General features: G+C 65.5%; 14 protein-coding genes and 1 tRNA gene. 2 read left to right on the top strand and 13 right to left on the bottom strand.

Annotated features, from left to right (window positions below; all coding sequences use genetic code 11):
* Window positions 1–3: 3 nt before the first annotated feature.
* The 13 genes from VA599_RS22570 to VA599_RS22510 all read right to left on the bottom strand — a co-directional run bounded on the left by VA599_RS22570 (window position 4) and on the right by VA599_RS22510 (window position 11844).
* Entirely contained in the window at window positions 4–1098 is a 1095-nt protein-coding gene (locus VA599_RS22570; protein ID WP_021477403.1) for a glycosyltransferase family 4 protein, read from the bottom strand.
* A gap of 3 nt (window positions 1099–1101) precedes the next feature.
* Window positions 1102–2184, bottom strand: coding sequence for a glycosyltransferase family 4 protein (locus tag VA599_RS22565; RefSeq protein WP_346790733.1), 1083 nt, complete (start codon window positions 2182–2184; stop codon window positions 1102–1104).
* A complete protein-coding gene (locus VA599_RS22560) occupies window positions 2177–2758 on the bottom strand; it encodes an acyltransferase (RefSeq protein ID WP_021477405.1) in 582 nt (193 codons plus the stop codon). Before VA599_RS22560 ends, VA599_RS22565 begins: the two co-directional genes overlap by 8 nt.
* Entirely contained in the window at window positions 2755–4026 is a 1272-nt protein-coding gene (locus VA599_RS22555; RefSeq protein WP_166440321.1) for a lipopolysaccharide biosynthesis protein, read from the bottom strand. Before VA599_RS22555 ends, VA599_RS22560 begins: the two co-directional genes overlap by 4 nt.
* Before the next feature lie 4 nt (window positions 4027–4030).
* Window positions 4031–5128: a DegT/DnrJ/EryC1/StrS family aminotransferase gene (locus VA599_RS22550; RefSeq protein ID WP_346790729.1), complete on the bottom strand. Its 1098-nt coding sequence runs from the start codon at window positions 5126–5128 to the stop codon at window positions 4031–4033.
* Between the two features lie 98 nt (window positions 5129–5226).
* Entirely contained in the window at window positions 5227–5808 is a 582-nt protein-coding gene (locus VA599_RS22545) for an acyltransferase (RefSeq protein WP_346790727.1), read from the bottom strand.
* Entirely contained in the window at window positions 5805–6071 is a 267-nt protein-coding gene (locus tag VA599_RS22540) for a hypothetical protein (RefSeq protein WP_021477409.1), read from the bottom strand. The genes VA599_RS22545 and VA599_RS22540 overlap by 4 nt, the downstream gene beginning before the upstream one ends.
* A gap of 10 nt (window positions 6072–6081) precedes the next feature.
* Window positions 6082–7140, bottom strand: a complete 1059-nt coding sequence (locus VA599_RS22535; protein WP_346790726.1) for a Gfo/Idh/MocA family protein — start codon at window positions 7138–7140, stop codon at window positions 6082–6084.
* Window positions 7137–7721 (bottom strand): YdcF family protein, encoded by a 585-nt coding sequence (locus VA599_RS22530; RefSeq protein WP_021477411.1) that lies wholly within the window; start codon window positions 7719–7721, stop codon window positions 7137–7139. Before VA599_RS22530 ends, VA599_RS22535 begins: the two co-directional genes overlap by 4 nt.
* A gap of 3 nt (window positions 7722–7724) precedes the next feature.
* Complete coding sequence (locus VA599_RS22525) at window positions 7725–9029, bottom strand: nucleotide sugar dehydrogenase (protein WP_346790755.1); 1305 nt, start codon at window positions 9027–9029, stop codon at window positions 7725–7727.
* 225 nt (window positions 9030–9254) lie between these two features.
* A complete protein-coding gene (locus VA599_RS22520; protein WP_021477413.1) occupies window positions 9255–10055 on the bottom strand; it encodes a polyamine aminopropyltransferase in 801 nt (266 codons plus the stop codon).
* Window positions 10045–11010, bottom strand: a complete 966-nt coding sequence (gene ttcA / locus VA599_RS22515; protein WP_021477414.1) for a tRNA 2-thiocytidine(32) synthetase TtcA — start codon at window positions 11008–11010, stop codon at window positions 10045–10047. Before ttcA ends, VA599_RS22520 begins: the two co-directional genes overlap by 11 nt.
* A gap of 75 nt (window positions 11011–11085) precedes the next feature.
* Complete coding sequence (locus tag VA599_RS22510; RefSeq protein WP_021477415.1) at window positions 11086–11844, bottom strand: pteridine reductase; 759 nt, start codon at window positions 11842–11844, stop codon at window positions 11086–11088.
* Between the two features lie 85 nt (window positions 11845–11929).
* Here VA599_RS22510 and VA599_RS22505 point away from each other — a divergent pair, with 85 nt between their 5' ends.
* Complete coding sequence (locus VA599_RS22505; RefSeq protein ID WP_346790722.1) at window positions 11930–13087, top strand: class I SAM-dependent methyltransferase; 1158 nt, start codon at window positions 11930–11932, stop codon at window positions 13085–13087.
* 87 nt (window positions 13088–13174) lie between these two features.
* Window positions 13175–13251: transfer RNA gene (locus VA599_RS22500), tRNA-Met, on the top strand.
* Window position 13252: the final 1 nt, after the last annotated feature.

Here is a 13252-nt window from a genome sequence, read left to right as displayed (position 1 = left end):
GGTTTACAGCGTCGCGTACAGCTTGATCAGCTTGTCGGCCTCCGCCGCCCAGCTGTATTTATTGAGCACCGCCCGCTTGCCGGACTCGCCGAGCGCGCGCATCCGCGTCTCGTCACCCAACAACTCGTTGATGGCGGCGGAGATGGCGGCCGCGTCCTGCGGATCGACCAGCACGCCGCAGCCCGCGTCGTCGACGATCTCGCGCCAGACCGGGAAATCGCTGGCGATCACCGGCATGCCGGCGGCCATGTATTCAAACAGTTTGATCGGCAGCGCGTCGACGTAATTGGGCGTGGGGAACAGCGTCACCAGGCCGATCTTGCTGCGGGCCAATACCTCGGCCACGCCCTTGCGGTCCAGCACGCCCAGGTCGTTGACCCGCGCCCAGCCCGGCTGTGCCGTCACCTTGGCGCGCAGATCGCTCTCGCTCCACGGCCCGGCCAGGTTCAGCCGGGTGGAGGTGCCCGGCAGCGCGGCGACGATGGGCTCGATGCCGCGGATGCGGCTGATGCCGCCGATGTAGCACACCTCGTTGCGGCGGCTTGCCCACGGCGTGTCGCGCACCAGCTCTTCCAGAATCGGGAAGTTGCACACGTCCAGCGCGTTGGCGCCCAGCTTCTCGAAGCGCTTGCGGATATGCGGGGTGGAGGTGACGATGGCGTCGAAACGTCGCGCCGCCCAGTCCTCCAGCGTCTCGAAGCCACCGGACACCAGCGGCCGCACCGCGCCCGGTATCCAGTGCTTGGCCAGGATCTGGCGCGGCACGTCCTCGTGCACGTCATACACCACCTTGATGCCGGCCTGCTTCAGGCGCACGCCGGCGGGGATCAGCTCCGGGTCGTGGAAATGCACCACGTCCGGGCGCAGCTTCAATGCCGCCTGGTAGACGCGCTTGACGGTGCCGGTCATCCGCGACAGGCGGCCGCCGGTCTTGGGGCCGACGTCGTGGATGCGGACGCCGTTGCGGATTTCCTCGCCCTGGCCGTCGGCGACGATCAGCGTCACCTCATGACCGGCCGCCGCCAGCGAGCTGCACTCCTTGACGAAGATGCGGATGTCGTGGCGCGGATGGGCGGAGGTCAGGTGGGCTATTTTCATTTTTCAAACCTTGTTGGCGGCCAGCTCGCGGATCACGTCGGCGAAGCCGGCCATATTGGCCTGGTGCAGCGCTTTGGCCGCCACCAGGCCGCGGTTGATCTCGGCGGCGGCGCCCAGCGCCGCGTCATCCTCGGCCTTGATCATCGCGCGGCACAGCTCCGGTCCCAGGCGCTCGACGTCCTCGGCGATCATGCCGTTGAGGCCGTCGATCACCCATTCGCCGTTGGCCGGCAGATTGGACAGCAGCGGCAGGCAGCCATGGCCCATCGCCTCCATCAGGCTGACGCTGGTGGCATCGGAGCGCGGCACGCTGACGAAAACGCGCGACTCGGCGTACAGCTTGCCCAGCGCGGCGCTGTCGACGAAGCCGGCGAACTCGACGCGCTGCAGGCCCAGCGACGCCGCCAGCCGTTTCAGATTCTCGGTCTCGCCGCCGCTGGCGGCCACGACCAGGTTCCAGTCGGCGCAACAGCCGCTGTTCTCCACCTCGGCCCAGCCCTTGAGGATGGCGTCGATGCGGTACAGCGGCTTGTGCAGCCGGCAGGACAATACCTGTTTTTTCTTGGCGCCGATCTCCGGCTCCGGCGGCAAGGCGTCGATGCCGTAACTCAGCAGAGAAATGCGGCAATCCCCGGCCAGCTCGCGAATCTTCGCCGCCATGTACAGCGAGTCGGACGTGATCGCGGCGGCGGCGTTGAGGTTGCCGCGCACCATCGCCCGCAGCAGCGGGTTCTGGTCCGGCAGCAGCAGCACGTCGGAGCCCCAGGCCGTCAGCAACATCGGTATCCGCGAACCAGCCAGCGCGCGGCGGGCGTGCCAGGCCACGCTATTGGCCTGATGAACGTGGACCACGTCGGGCTTCACCTCGGCGATCCAGGCCTTGAGCCGGCCGGCGGTGGACCAGGCCTTCAGGCTGAAATCGACGCGCAGCTCGCCCTTCAGATTGGCCGGCCGCCTGTCGGCGGGGACCTCGCCGTTGCAGGCCAGGTACAGCTCGTCGACATGGGGCGCGATGCCGGCCAGAAAGCGCCAGGTGTGGATGGAAGCCGAGCCCGCCACCAGCAGGCGGGCGATCTTGTCAGTCATTGGCCCAGGCCTCGTACAGACGGTGCAGCTCCGGGCTCTGCGCCAGCCACTCGGCGTCGCCGTCGCGGGTATCGCCGACCACCCGCGCCGGATTGCCGGCCAGGATGGCGAAATCCGGATACTCGCCGGCCGGCACGAAGCTGTAGGCCGACACGATGCTGCCCTTGCCCAGCTCCACGCCCGGCATCAGCACCGAGTGCGGGCCGATGAAGCTGTACGCCCCCAGCCGGGTGGATTTCTTCAGATAGCCGACATGGTTGTCGCGCGTCAGGTACTCGCGGCCATACAAACGAATCGCCACATGGCTGGAGTGGGTCAGCACCGACACGTAGTTGGTGACCTGGCAGCCCTCGCCTATGTAGAGGCCGCCGGAGGCGTCGATCAGATTGAAATGGCCGATGTAGACATTGTCCTCGACCATCAATTTGTCTATGTGTTCGATGCGCGTCATGTTGGAGACGCGGGTGCGCTTCAGGAACACGCCGTCGCCGCGCTGGAAGCCGTATACCATGCGCGGCCGCACCCATGCCGACAGCCGAAAGCGGATGCGGCTGAAGAGTCCATTCCAGTTCATCGTGCCGCCTTATAAAGCCAGGTGAAGTAAGCAAGGAAATAGCCGGCCATCACGACCGACACCAGTTGGAACGTGGCTACCGCATCCTGCCAGAGATGGAAGCCCAGCCACAACGAGCCCAGGAACAGCACGGCCTGCACCAGGGACAGGAAAAACGCGAAGCGCTGGCGATTGATCACCGGCGGCACCATGCCCAGCGGCGAGGCGACGAAATGGAACAGGATGTACAGCGACATCGCCTCGGCGTAGCGGCCTGCCTCGGCCCAGTTGCGGCCGAACACCAGCGTGAACAGCGGCTCGCCGAAAATCTGGATCACCAGGAAGGGAAACAGCGACATGCCGAACAGCGTCAGCATCATCTTGCGCAGGATGGGGCGCAGCGGCTTGCCCAGATTGCGCGCCTCGGCCAGCTCGCGGTAGGCCACCTGGGCCACCGCCTGGCCGATCAAGGCCGCCGGCAGTTTCAACACCCGCATCATCAAGCCGTAGAAACCGACCGCCGAGGTGCTGGCCAGCACGGCCAACACCGCCAGCGTGGCGGAGTCCAGTAGCGCCGTGCTCAAGGCGTGCGGCGCGTTGATCTTGGGAAATTCGATATAGGCGATCGCCGCCTCGCGCATGCCCTGGCGGCTGACGCCGCGCCGCCAGCCGAAGCGGGCCTTCAGGTCCTGCCAGCTTTGCGCCAGCAGCGAGCCGATCTGGCCAGCCAACTGGCCCAGGATCAGGCCGCCGGCGCCGGCGCCCAGCCAGCCGGCCAGCACCTGGGTGCCGGCCATGCCGAAAGACTGGGTCATACGGCCGTTGGCGTTGGCCTGGTAGCGGCGGTGGCGGTTGTTCCAGTTGGTCCAGGCCTGCATCAGGCCCGCCAGCCACACCGACAGCGGCAGCAGCACCAGCCAGGACTCCAGCTCTGGCGCGCCCAGACGGGCGGCGATGTGCGAATGGCCGCCCATCAACACCACCAGGCCGATCAACAAGGCCAGCGCGCTGGCGCACAGCAGAGACAGGCCCATCAGGTTGTCCGCACGGCTTTCCTCGGCCGGCAGCACGATGGCCATCTCGTAGCGGGCGGTGGCCAGCACCGCCAGCGTCGACATCCACGACACGTACACCGCCTGGATGCCCACCTCGTGCGGGTCGTACAGGCGGGTGATCAGCGGCGAGGCCAAGAGCGGCACCACCTGGGCCACCGCCGCCCCGGTCACCAGGGTGATGATGTGGCGGATGAAACCGCTTTTAGGGACGCGCAGCGACGACAACGACACCATCCGCTCAGCCCAGCGCCTTCTTCACCGCGGCGACGATGGCGTCCTGCGCCTCTTCCGTCAGGAAGGGATGCATAGGCAGGCTCATCACCCGGCGGCCGGCGGCCTCGGACAGCGGGAAGCTACCCTCGCCCTGGCCCAGGTGGGAGAAGGCCGGCTGCAGGTGCAACGGGATCGGGTAGTGGACGGCGGTCGGCACGCCCAGCTCCTTGAGCTTAGCCTGCACCGCTTCGCGCTCGTCCACCTCGATGGTGTATTGCGCGTAGACGTGGGTGTTGCCGGCGCCGATCACCGGCACCCGGGCCACATCCTTCAGCAACTCGCTGTAGCGGGCGCCGATGCGCTCGCGGGCGGCCACCTCGTCGGCGAAGCTGGGCAGCTTGGCCAGCAGCACCGCAGCCTGGATGGTGTCCAGCCGGCCGTTCAGGCCGATGACCGGATGGTGGTAGCGGCGGTCCTGGCCGTGCACGCGGATCTCGCGGATCTTCTTGGCCAGCGCGTCGTCGCTGGTGAACACCGCGCCGCCGTCGCCGTAGCAGCCCAAGGGCTTGCTGGGGAAGAAGCTGGTGCAGCCGATGGTGGACAGGTTGCCGGACTTGTTGCCGTGCTGGCTGGCGCCGAAGCTTTGCGCGCCGTCCTCGATCACCGGAATGCCGTGCTTGTCGGCGATGGCGTTGATGGCGGCGAAATCGGCCGCCTGGCCGTACAGGCTGACCGGCATGATCGCGCGGGTGCGCGGCGTGATCGCCGCTTCCAGCAGGTTCGGGTCCAGGTTATAGCTGACGGGGTCGATGTCGACGAACACCGGCTTGGCGCCCAACAGCGCGATCATCTCGCCGGTGGCGATGAAGGTGAACGGCGTGGTGACCACCTCATCGCCGGGGCCGATGCCCAAGGCCATCATCGCGATCAGCAGTGCCTTGGTGCCGTCGCAGACGCCGATGGCGTGCTTGGCGCCGATGTAGGCCGCCAGTTGCTCCTCCACCTCCTTCACCTCCGGCCCCATGATGTACTGGCCGTGATCCAGCACCGCATGGATGCGGGCGTCGATGTCGGCTTTCAGATGCTGGTATTGCGCTTTCAGATCGATGAACTGGATGGACATAAGAGGATCAACCCCGAATCAATATTTTGGAAAATCGCGCGGCAGCGGCCCATCCCCAACAATGGGGAGCCGCCCAGGACAAGCCGCGCGGGCGGCGCTTACTCGCCGCTCTTGATCGGCGTGCAGTGGTTGCCGCCGACCTCGTAATGGATGCCGCATACTGGGCAGGAGTGCGTGCCGATGTCATTGGACAGGCGCTCGCCGCAGGAGCACATCCAGCCGATGCGCTTGGCCGGCGTGCCCACCATCAACGCATAGGCCGGCACGTCGCGCGTCACCACCGCGCCAGCGCCGATGAAGGCGTACTCGCCGACGGTATGGCCGCAGACGATGGTGGCGTTGGCACCGATGGACGCGCCCTTCTTCACTACCGTGCGGCGGTATTCGTTCTTGCGGTTGACGTGGCTGCGCGGATTGTTGACGTTGGTGAACACCATGGACGGGCCGCAGAACACGTCATCCTCCAGCGTCACCGCGTCGTAGATCGACACGTTGTTCTGCACCTTGACGTTGTCGCCAATCTGCACGTCATTGCCGACGAACACGTTCTGGCCGAAGGAGCAGCCCTTGCCGATCTTCGCCCCGCCGCAGATGTGCACCCAGTGCCAGACGCGGGTGCCTTCGCCCAGGGAGGCGCCTTCGTCGACGATGGCGCTGGGGTGGATGTGAACCTGACTCATTTCTGCCGCTCCCATTTTTCCAAAAGCTTGTCCAAGCGAGTCAATTGCTGCTCGGAACGAGCCATCGCCTTTTCCTGACGGCTCATCAAGTCCTCATAGCGGGCATGTTGGCGATCGGCGTCCCGCTGCTGCGCCGATGCCGCTGAAGCTCGCTTCTGGGCTTCGACGTGGTTCCCGAAAGAAGAAAATATCAACATAAAAACACCGCCGACCAGCCAGAACCCCAGGCCCCACAGCGCGCCGTCCACTATTTTTCTGAACATGCTGTCCGCCTTAATAATCCAGCGGCAAGCTGACGCGGCGTCCGTCGCGAGCCGACAGATACATCGCGATCAGCAGCTCCAGCGACTTCAGACCCTCGCGGCCGTCGGTCTCCGGCGTGGCTTCGCCGCGCATGGTCTTGATCACGTTGTCGTAGTACAGCGGATGGCCGAAGCCGTAGACGCTGGTGGTCGCGTAGCTGGCGGCTTTGATATCCTCATCCATCGCGTGCGGCTCGGCGAATTCCCAGTGCTGGATCTCGTTGACGGCCATGCCGCCGACGCGAACCGAGCCCTTTTCGCCCAGGATGGTGATGCTGCCTTCCAGATTCTTCGGATAGGTCAGCATGGTGACGTTCATGCTGCCGAGCGCGCCGGAGCGCCATTTGACGCTGACGGTGCCGGTGTCTTCCACCTCGATATTGCGCGCCAGCGTGGCGGTGTAGGCCTGCACGCTCTCCACCGGGCCGATCAGCCAGTCCAGCAGGTCGACGTAGTGGCTGGCCTGATTCATGAAGGCGCCGCCGTCGAATTCCCAGGTGCCGCGCCAGCCGGCCGCGTCGTAATACTCCTGCGGACGGGTCCAGAACACATTGACGTTGACCATGTAGATGCGGCCGAAGCGCTTTTCCGTCATCGCGCGCTTCAACAGCTGCAGCGTGTCGTTGCGGCGGTTCTGCTTGACCACGAACAAGTGCCGGTTCGCCTTGTCGGCGGCCTTGACCATCTCCAGGCCGTCTTCCCAGCGGGTGGCCATCGGCTTTTCGGTCATCACGTGGAAGCCGGCCTCGGAACATTGGATGCTCTGGCTCGGATGCAGGCCGGACGGCGTGGTCAGGATGACGATGTCGGCGTTGGTTTGCGCCAGCATGTCGGTCAGGCTGGCGTGGCCGCGGGCGCCGGTGCGCTCGACAGCCGACTGCAGCGCGGCCGGATCGATGTCGCAGACGTCGACCAGCTCGGCGCGGTCGGCATGTTTCTCCAGCGCGCCGAAGTGGTTGTTGGCGATGCGGCCGCAGCCGACCAAGGCGAAGCGGATCTTGCGATCGGCAATCGGAGGAATCACTATCATTTGAACGTCCAGTAACGTACTGAATACACCAGTATCTTCAAATATTCGGTCAGCACCGCGCCCGCCTCATACCAGGCCAGGCTGTGGTACAGGTCGTTGCCCGGGTACACGATGTGCATGCCCCAGTCCACTTCCGGCCAGGCCTGGCGGAAAGTCTCCAGCGCCCGCCGCGAGTGGAACCACGAGGTCACCAGCGTCACGCGCCGCGGCTGATGCGAGGCCAGCGCCTGCCGGGTGAACTCGGCGTTCTGCCGCGTGTTTCTGGACTGGCACTCATAGCCTATCTTCCCGCGCGGCACGCCGGCCATCTGCAGCCGCTTCACAATCAACAGGCAATCGCCTTCGCCGCTGACGAAGACGAAAGGCGCGCGGCCCTGATGGTACAGTTCCGCCGCGCCTATCACCCGCTCGCCGCTCTCCCCGCCCAGCACCACGATCCAGTCCGCGCGCGGCTGGGGCGCCTCGGCCACCAGCCAGCTCTTGGAATAGCGGATCAGCGGCGTCATCGCCAGCACGGCCAGCAGCGAGAGCGCGCCCAGCGCCGCCAGCCACGCTCCCGCCCGGGGAAAGCGTCCTTGCACGCCTTAAGCCTTGACGATGTGCTCGGCCGGCTCCAGGTACTTGCCCCGGCTGTCGACCACCAGCTGGGCCTTGGCCTTGATCAGCTCGTAGTCGAACTTGTCGTGGTCGGTGGCCAGCAGCACGCAGTCGTAGCTGGCGATGGATTCGGCGGTCAGCGGCACGCTCTTCAGATCGAACGCGTGCTCGCGCATCTTCGGGAACACCGGCACGTGCGGATCGCTGTACGCCACTTCGGCGCCCAGGTCGCGCAGTTTTTCCATCAGGAACACCGACGGGCTTTCGCGCATGTCGTCGACGTTCTTCTTGTAGGCGATGCCCAGCACCAGCACGCGGCTGCCGTTGATGGCCTTCTTGCGCAGGTTCAGCGCGGAAGCCACCTTGGACACCACGTAATCCGGCATATTGCTGTTCACTTCGCCCGCCAACTCGATGAAGCGGGTGTTGACGCCGTACTCGCGCGCTTTCCAGGTCAGGTAGAACGGGTCGATCGGGATGCAGTGGCCGCCCAGGCCCGGGCCCGGGTAGTAGGGCACGAAGCCGAAGGGCTTGGTGGCCGCGGCGCGGATCACTTCGTGGATGTCGATGCCCATCCGGTCGGCGACGATCTTCATCTCGTTGACCAGGCCGATGTTGACCGCGCGGTGGATGTTCTCCAGCAGCTTGGTCATTTCGGCGGCGCGGGTGGACGACACCGGCACCACCTTGTCGATCACCGCGCTGTACAGCGCGACGCCGATTTCCTGGCAGGCTTCGGTCACGCCGCCGCACACCTTGGGAATGGTGCGGGTGGTGAAGTCGGGATTGCCCGGATCTTCGCGCTCCGGCGAGAACACCAGGAAGGCGTCATCGCCCACCTTCAGGCCGCACGATTCCATCCGCGGCAGCAGTTCTTCGTCGGTGGTGCCCGGGTAGGTGGTGGACTCCAGCGACACCAGATGGCCTTCGCGCAGGTAAGGCACCAGGCTGTCGATGGTGTTCAGCACGAAGCTGAGGTCCGGCTCGCGGTATTTGTTCAGCGGGGTCGGCACGCACAGGATCAGCGTGTCGGCTTCGCCGGCGCGGGAGAAGTCGGTGGTGGCTTCGAAGCCGCGGGTCAGGGCGGTGGCGATGCTGTCGGCGGAAATGTGCTCGATGTAGCTGTTGCCGGCCATCAGGGCATCGACCTTGCTCTTGTCGATGTCGAAGCCCAGAACCTTGTAGCCGACCTCGGCGAAACGCAGCATCAGCGGCAGGCCGACATAGCCCAGCCCCACGATGCCGATCACAGCGGATTTGTCCGCGATACGATTGAGCAGTTGCTGCTTGATCACGATGAAAGTCCCAACAGGATGTAAAAGCTTGAGCGGCAGACGCCCGTCCGCCGCCCGGTCATTCGGTACTCAGGTATAAGGTGCTGCCACGTCTGACCCGGGCCTCGGGCCCGAAACCGGCGCTCGATGCGCGCGCAACTTGGCATTATACGCCGCGTTGCGCCGGCTTTTGGGTAAGCAAACGTAACCGCCGCGCGCTTTTCGCGGCGGATTTGTCCTGGCTCAGATCAACAGGTGACCGGCGGTCTGCTGATTGGTCTGCTTCAGCCGGTTGACGAACTCGCCGAACTCCAGCCCGAAGCGTCCTTCCAGCTCGTCGGCGCGCTTTTTCAGCGCCTCCCACTGCGTCAGCGTCGGGCTCTGGCGAAAAGCGATCACCGCGACATTGCCGTGGGTGGCGGCAGGCAATTCGATCACCCGCCCCTCGAAAACGTTCAACAGCCGCTCGATGAAAGCCTGGTAGCGCTTGTCGCCGCTCCACCAGTTGGTGACGAACACGCCCTTGGGGCTCAGCGCGCGCTTGCAGTCCTCAAAGAAGTCTTCCGTCGTCAGCGCGTCGACGATCTGCAGGCCGTCGAAGCCGTCCACCAGGATGGCGTCGGTGGAGCCGCGGAAGATCTTCACGTAGTCGGCGCCGTCGGCCTCGACGATCTCGAAGAAATCGCCCTCCTCCGGCAACTGGAAGAAGGCGCGCGCCACCGCGATCACCTGCGGATTGATGTCCACCGCCACGCTGACGGCGTCCGGCAGGTACTCATCGATGAAGCGGGCGAACGATCCGCCGCCCAGGCCGATCTGCAGGATGTGCTTGGGATCGTCGTTCCACAGCAGAAAGCCCATCATCGCGCGGCTGTAGCTGAGCACCAGATCCGGCGGATCGTCGAGGTCCATCGAGCTCTGTATCGTTTCCGAGCCCAGGTGCAGCGAGCGGATATTGCCCTCTTCCGAGATCTCCACCTCCGGCATCGCCTCCACCGCCGGCCGCACGCGGCGGCGGAACGGGTGCAGCGCCCTACGCGCCACAGCCGGCTTCCTTGCCGCGGGAATCCAGGATGCTGATGGTGCGCTTCGGCGCGGCCTCGGCCGCGTCGTCCGCATCCGGCGCCGGATCGCGGAATTCTTCCTTGTCGAAGGCGGTGTCGCCGTCGGCGAACGGCGCGTCGCCGGTTTTCAGCGAGGCGAAATCGTACAGCTTGGTGTCGGCCAGGTGCGACGGCACCACATTCTGCAGCGCGCGGAACATGCTTTCGACGCGGCCGGGGAAACGCTTGTCCCAGTCATTGACCATTTCCTTGACCACCTGGCGCTGCAGATTGGGCTGCGAGCCGCACAGATTGCACGGGATGATCGGGAACTCCTTCAGATCAGCGTAGCGGATGATGTCCTTCTCGCGGCAATAGGCCAGCGGGCGGATCACCATGTGGCGGCCGTCGTCGGACACCAGCTTGGGCGGCATCGCCTTCATCTTGCCGCCGTAGAACATGTTCAGGAACAGCGTATGCAGGATGTCGTCGCGGTGGTGGCCCAGCGCGATCTTGGTCGCCCCCAGCTCGTCGGCGACGCGGTACAGTATGCCGCGGCGCAGGCGCGAGCACAGGCTGCAGGTAGTCTTGCCTTCCGGCACCAGCCGCTTGACGATGGAGTAGGTGTCTTCCTCGACGATGCGGTACTCCACGCCGATGGATTCCAGGTATTGCGGCAGCACGTGCTCGGGGAAGCCCGGCTGCTTCTGGTCCAGATTGACCGCGACGATGGAGAAGTTGATCGGCGCAGACTTCTGCAGGCCCAGCAGGATGTCCAGCAAGGTATAGCTGTCCTTGCCGCCCGACAGGCAGACCATCACGCGGTCGCCTTCTTCGATCATGTTGAAATCATTGATGGCGTCACCAACGTGGTGGCGCAGGCGCTTGGCCAGTTTGTTGCCTTCAAACGCGGCCTTCTTGGCCTTGTCGTCGAGCGCGGCGTTCAGTTCGGACATGGGTACGGCTAAGAAATTGAAAAACAGGCGATTTTACCGTTTCCCGCCGCCAAAATCCATGGCGGCGGAAAACCGTCACAACACGATGCCGCGGCCGCCATCCACCGCCAGGATCTGGCCGGTGACGTAAGTCGCGTCCAGCAGCAGAAAAGCCACGGCCCGGGCGATGTCTTCCGGCACGCCGGTGCGCCGCAGCGGTATGCTCGCCTCGATTGCTTCTCGCCCCGCCGCGTCGAACGAAGCCTCGCTCTCCGGCCACAGATTGACCCCCGGCGCCACGCCATTGACGCGCACCGCCGGCGCCAGCTCGATCGCCAGGCTGCGGATCAGCTGGGCGTGGCCGGCCTTGGCCAGGTTGTACACCACATGCCGCGCCATCGGCCGGTCCACATGGATGTCGGCGATGCCGACGATGGCACCGCCCCGCCGCGTCAGCTCCGGCGCCAGCGCCTGGCTGAGAAACAGCGGCGCTTTCAGATTGCTGCCCATCAGGTCGTGCCAGGCGGCTTCGTCGATCTTCCCCACTTCCGTCGGAAAGAAACTGGACGCGTTGTTGACCAGGCCGTCCAGCCGGCCAAAGGCCGCCACCGCCCGCGCCGCCAGCTCCGGCAGCGCCGCCGCGTCCAGCAGATCGGCCTGGGCCAGCTTGGCGCTGTCCGGCCGAATCGCGTTCAATTCCGCCGCCAGCGCCTCGGCATCGGCGCGCGAGCCGCGGTAGTGCAACACCAGCCTCAGCCCGCGCGCGTGCAGCAGCCGGGCGATGCCCGCCCCCACCCGGCGCGCGGCGCCGGTGATCAGAACCACGCGCTCATCTTGTTGTCGCTCTGTTAGCATTGCTTCCTCGAATCGAATTCCTCGCCCCTTCACGGGCGCTGCGCTTTGCACCACAATCGCGCCACATTGTAGCAGGACGACAGCCATGACCACCTTACCCGCCGCCAGTCCAGAAGCGCTGGCCACCAGCCAGGCCCTGTGCGGCCACATCAGCCAGGCCGTCGCCGACGCCGGCGGCTGGATACCCTTTTCGCATTATATGGAATTGGCGTTGTACGCGCCCGGCATGGGCTATTACGCGGCCGGCAGCAGCAAGCTGGGCGAGAGCGGCGATTTCATCACCGCGCCGGAGCTGACGCCGCTGTTCGGCCAGTCGCTGGCCCGCCAGCTGGCCGAGTTGCTGCCGCAGACGGCCGGCGCCGTCTACGAATTCGGCGCCGGCACCGGCAAGCTGGCGATAGACCTGCTGGCCGAACTGGAGACGCTGGGCTGCTTGCCGCAAAAATACGTGATCCTGGACCTGTCGCCGGACCTGGTGGAACGCCAGCGCGACAACATCCGCGCCGCGCTGCCGCACCTGGCCGGCCGCATCGAATGGGCCGATCGGCTGCCGGACTCGATAGACGGCATCGTCATCGGCAATGAATTGCTGGACGCGATGCCCTGCGAGATGGTGTTCCGCGACGAAAACCGCCAGCTTCGCCAGCGCGGCGTCACCATTCGCGACGGCGCCCTCGCCTATGAAGACCGCGATTTCGCCGACGCCCGGCTGGCGGATCTGGCCGCGCAGCTGGTGCCGGACATTCCGCGCTACGAGACTGAGATCAGCCTGGCCAACCGCGGCTTCATCGCCACCGTGGCCGGCGCCCTGACCCGCGGCGCCATTCTGATGATCGACTACGGCCACGCCGCGTCCGAGTACTATCACCCGGAGCGCAGCATGGGCACGCTGCTGGGCCACTACCGCCACCACACGGTGCAGGACCCGTTCTACCTGCCCGGCCTGATGGACCTGACCTGCCACGTCGACTTCAGCGCCGTCGCCCAAAGCGGCATTGATGCCGGCCTCGACCTGATAGGCTATACCAGCCAGGCGCAGTTTCTGGTCAACTGCGGCCTGGTGGACCGGCTGCAGTCGCTGGACGCCAACGACGTCAAAAGCTATCTGCCGGTGGCCAAGGCGGCGCAGCGCTTGCTGTCGCCGCAGGAAATGGGCGAAACCTTCAAGGCGATGGGCTTCGGCAAAGGCGTTTCCATAGACTGGCTGGGCTTCGCCCGCGGCGACCGCTGCTATACGCTGTGAGCCTCCGCCACAATCCCGCAAAAGCCGCTTGACAGCCCCCTGGGCGCTGCGTATAGTTCGCGTCTCGGTGCGACAGCATCGAAATGTGGCGAATTAGCTCAGTCGGTTAGAGCGACGGAATCATAATCCGCAGGTCCGGGGTTCGAGTCCCTGATTCGCCACCAC

This window comes from Chromobacterium indicum (genome assembly GCF_039708975.1).
In the GTDB taxonomy this organism is placed as follows: domain Bacteria; phylum Pseudomonadota; class Gammaproteobacteria; order Burkholderiales; family Chromobacteriaceae; genus Chromobacterium; species Chromobacterium piscinae.
This window is presented reverse-complemented; position numbering and strand designations above follow the sequence as displayed.